This window comes from Streptomyces sp. SID5910, from assembly GCF_009862125.1.
In the GTDB taxonomy this organism is placed as follows: Bacteria; Actinomycetota; Actinomycetes; order Streptomycetales; family Streptomycetaceae; genus Streptomyces.
The window spans coordinates 1-3,407 of record NZ_WWHX01000347.1 but is presented as its reverse complement, the minus strand read 5'-3'; the positions used below and the strand labels follow the sequence as shown (position 1 = coordinate 3,407).

At 72.1% G+C, this 3,407-nt stretch carries 2 protein-coding genes and 1 pseudogene; all 3 read right to left on the bottom strand.

The features are described 5' to 3' along the window. A partial coding sequence (locus tag GTW67_RS11895) for a 2-oxoacid:acceptor oxidoreductase subunit alpha (protein ID WP_161164774.1) occupies positions 1 to 1,652 on the bottom strand: 1,652 nt, incomplete at its 3' end. A gap of 228 nt (positions 1,653 to 1,880) precedes the next feature. Further along, on the bottom strand, positions 1,881 to 2,540 hold the full coding sequence (gene abrC3, locus GTW67_RS11890) for a response regulator AbrC3 (protein ID WP_346010628.1): 660 nt from the start codon (positions 2,538 to 2,540) through the stop codon (positions 1,881 to 1,883). A gap of 270 nt (positions 2,541 to 2,810) precedes the next feature. Next, positions 2,811 to 3,407: pseudogene (gene abrC2, locus GTW67_RS11885) on the bottom strand (sensor histidine kinase AbrC2); the annotation flags it as partial.

The following is a 3,407-nucleotide window of genomic DNA, read 5'->3' as shown; positions in this document are numbered from 1 at the left end:
TAGCCGAGGACGAGCGTGCGCGCGCCGTCCGGGTCGTCGACCTCCAGGTCGGGGACGTCGATGCCGTCGATCTTCGCCTGGCGGGTGCGGACCATGAAGTCGTGGTTGGCCGGGTCGTAGGAGATGTTGCCCGTGCCGTCCTGCTTCTCGATGCCGCCGATCCGGTGCTCCAGACCCGGCGTGCCCGGCACCGCCCACGGCCGGGCGAGGGTCTGGGGGTCGCGCTTGTACGGCCAGAAGACCTCGGTGCCGTCGTCCAGCGTGTGGTTCGGGCCCTGCGCGAACCGCACCGCGAGGTCCGGGAGCTCGTCGAGCTCCGGGATCCGCCACGGCTCGGAGCCGTTGGCCAGGTAGCCGTCGGAGAGCAGGAAGACCGGGGTGCGGTAGGCCAGCGCGATCCGCGCCGCCTCCAGGGCCGCGTCGAAGCAGTCCGCCGGGGTGCGCGGGGCGACGACCGGCACCGGGGCCTCGCCGTTGCGGCCGTACATCGCCTGGAGCAGGTCGGCCTGCTCGGTCTTGGTCGGCAGGCCGGTCGAGGGCCCGCCGCGCTGGATGTCCACGATCAGCAGCGGCAGCTCCAGGGAGACCGCGAGGCCGATGGTCTCCGACTTCAGGGCCACACCCGGGCCACTCGTCGTCGTCACCGCCAGCGAGCCGCCGAACGCCGCGCCCAGGGCCGCGCCGATGCCGGCGATCTCGTCCTCGGCCTGGAAGGTGCGCACACCGAAGTTCTTGTGCCTGCTGAGCTCGTGCAGGATGTCCGAGGCCGGGGTGATCGGGTACGACCCCAGGAACAGCGGCAGGTCGGCCTGGCGGGACGCGGCGATCAGGCCGTAGGCCAGGGACAGGTTCCCGGAGATGTTGCGGTAGACGCCGGGCGGGAACGCCTTCGCCGCCGGCGCGACCTCGTAGGAGACGGCGAAGTCCTCCGTCGTCTCGCCGAAGTTCCAGCCCGCCCGGTAGGCCGCGATGTTGGCCTCGGCGATGTCGGGCTTCTTCGCGAACTTCGACCGCAGGAAGCGCTCCGTGCCCTCGGTCGGGCGGTGGTACATCCAGCTCAGCAGGCCCAGCGCGAACATGTTCTTGCTGCGCTCGGCCTCCTTGCGGCTGAGGTCGAACTCCTTGAGCGCCTCCACCGTCAGGGTGGTCAGCGGCACCGGATGCAGGTGGTACCCGTCGAGGGAACCGTCCTCCAGCGGCGAGGTCTCGTAGCCGACCTTCTGCATGGCGCGCTTGGTGAACTCGTCCGTGTTGACGATGATCTCCGCGCCGCGCGGCAGGTCGGCGACGTTCGCCTTGAGCGCGGCCGGGTTCATCGCGACCAGCACGTTCGGCGCGTCGCCGGGGGTGAGGATGTCGTGGTCGGCGAAGTGGAGCTGGAAGGACGAGACGCCCGGCAGGGTGCCTGCGGGCGCCCGGATCTCGGCCGGGAAGTTCGGCAGCGTCGACAGGTCGTTGCCGAAGGTCGCCGTCTCGGAGGTGAAGCGGTCCCCGGTGAGCTGCATGCCGTCACCCGAGTCCCCGGCGAACCTGATGATCACCCGGTCCAGCCGGCGGACGTCCTTCGCCCCGACCGGTTTGCGCTGCGCTCCCACGACGGTCTCGTCGGTTCCGTCGGCCTGCTCCGCTGGGCTGCTGACCTGGCTGGTCACTGAACTGGACCTCCCTAGAGGCGGCTGTCCGGGGACTGGCCTCCCATCGGCCGTCCCGGGATCAACCCTACGTCCGCGGGTGTTGACTTCCGGTAGACATTCGCATGATGGACACGACCTCGAGGGGGCCCGGCACCCTGCCGGCCCACGCTCTCCCCGCCCCCCTGCACACCTGAGGACGCCCCCTGTCCGTGCCGTGGTTTCCCGATCGCCGGGACGATCGCCGGTTCAGGAATTGAGATAGGTGAGCACGGCGAGCACGCGCCGGTGGTCGCCGTCGCTCGGGGACAGGCCGAGCTTCAGGAAGATGTTGCTGACGTGCTTCTCGACGGCGCCGTCGCTGACCACGAGCTGCCTGGCGATCGCGGAGTTCGTCCGGCCCTCGGCCATGAGCCCCAGGACCTCCCGCTCCCGCGGGGTCAGCCCGGCGAGCACGTCCTGCTTGCGGCTGCGCCCGAGCAGCTGCGCGACCACCTCGGGGTCGAGCGCCGTACCGCCCTGCGCCACGCGCACCACCGCGTCCACGAACTCCCGCACCTCGGCGACCCGGTCCTTGAGCAGATAGCCGACGCCCCGGCTGGATCCGGCCAGCAGCTCGGTGGCGTACCGCTCCTCCACGTACTGGGACAGCACCAGCACGCCGAGCCCGGGGTGCGTCTTGCGCAGCTCCACCGACGCCCGCACGCCCTCGTCGGTGTGCGTCGGTGGCATCCGTACGTCCGCCACGACCACGTCCGGCAGCTCGCCCTGCGCGTCCAGCTCCGTGATCGTCTTGATCAGCGCCTGGGCGTCGCCGACACCGGCCACCACCTCGTGCCCTCGGTCGGTCAGCAACCGGGTCAGGCCCTCCCTGAGAAGCACCGAATCCTCGGCGATGACCACCCGCACCCTGTCCTCCACGATCCTCGGCCCCCCACAGCCAGACTCCGCCCGCTCCCCGGCCCGCGCGGCCCGCGCCGCGTCCACGGACCGCCCGTGCGACAGGTCCAGCATTCCAGCATCGGCGGCCGGATGCGTTCCTGCGACCGGAAGTACTGGGAAGAAGGGGAGGCCGGGCCGGGATTCGGACGTTCGATGGCCGAATACCGATCATGCCGGCCGGAGCCCGGGGGGTACGGGGCTCCGGCCGGCGGTGTCTTCGATGGCGGCGGCGGCCGCTCAGCGGCGCACCGGCTCCGTCCGCCACGGCAGTTCCGCCGTCACCCGGGTGGGGCCGCCGGCCGGCGAGTCCACCACGAGGATCCCGTCCACCGCGTCCAGCCGCCCGGCCAGCCCCGCCAGTCCGGAACCGGCGGACGCGTCCGCGCCGCCCACGCCGTTGTCCACGACCTGGAGCATCAGCCGGTCCTCCGCGCGCCACACCTCCACGGCGGCCGCCGTGGCCCGCGCGTGCTTGCTGATGTTCTGCAACAGCTCCGACACCGTGAAGTACGCGATGCCCTCGATCGCCGAGGCCGGCCGCTCCGCCAGGTCCACCTCCACCCGCACGGGCACCGCGCAGCGCGAGGCGACCGCCGACAGCGCCGCGTCCAGGCCGCGGTCGGTCAGCACGGCCGGGTGGATGCCGCGCGCCAGGTCCCGCAGTTCCTGGAGCGCCGTCTTCACCTCGCCGTGCGCCTCGCCCACCATGCGCGCCGCCTCCTCGGGGTCCTCCCGCAGCTTCTCCTTCGCCAGCCCCAGGTCCATGGCCAGGCTGACCAGGCGGGCCTGCGCCCCGTCGTGCAGGTCGCGTTCGATGCGCCGCAGGTCGGCCGC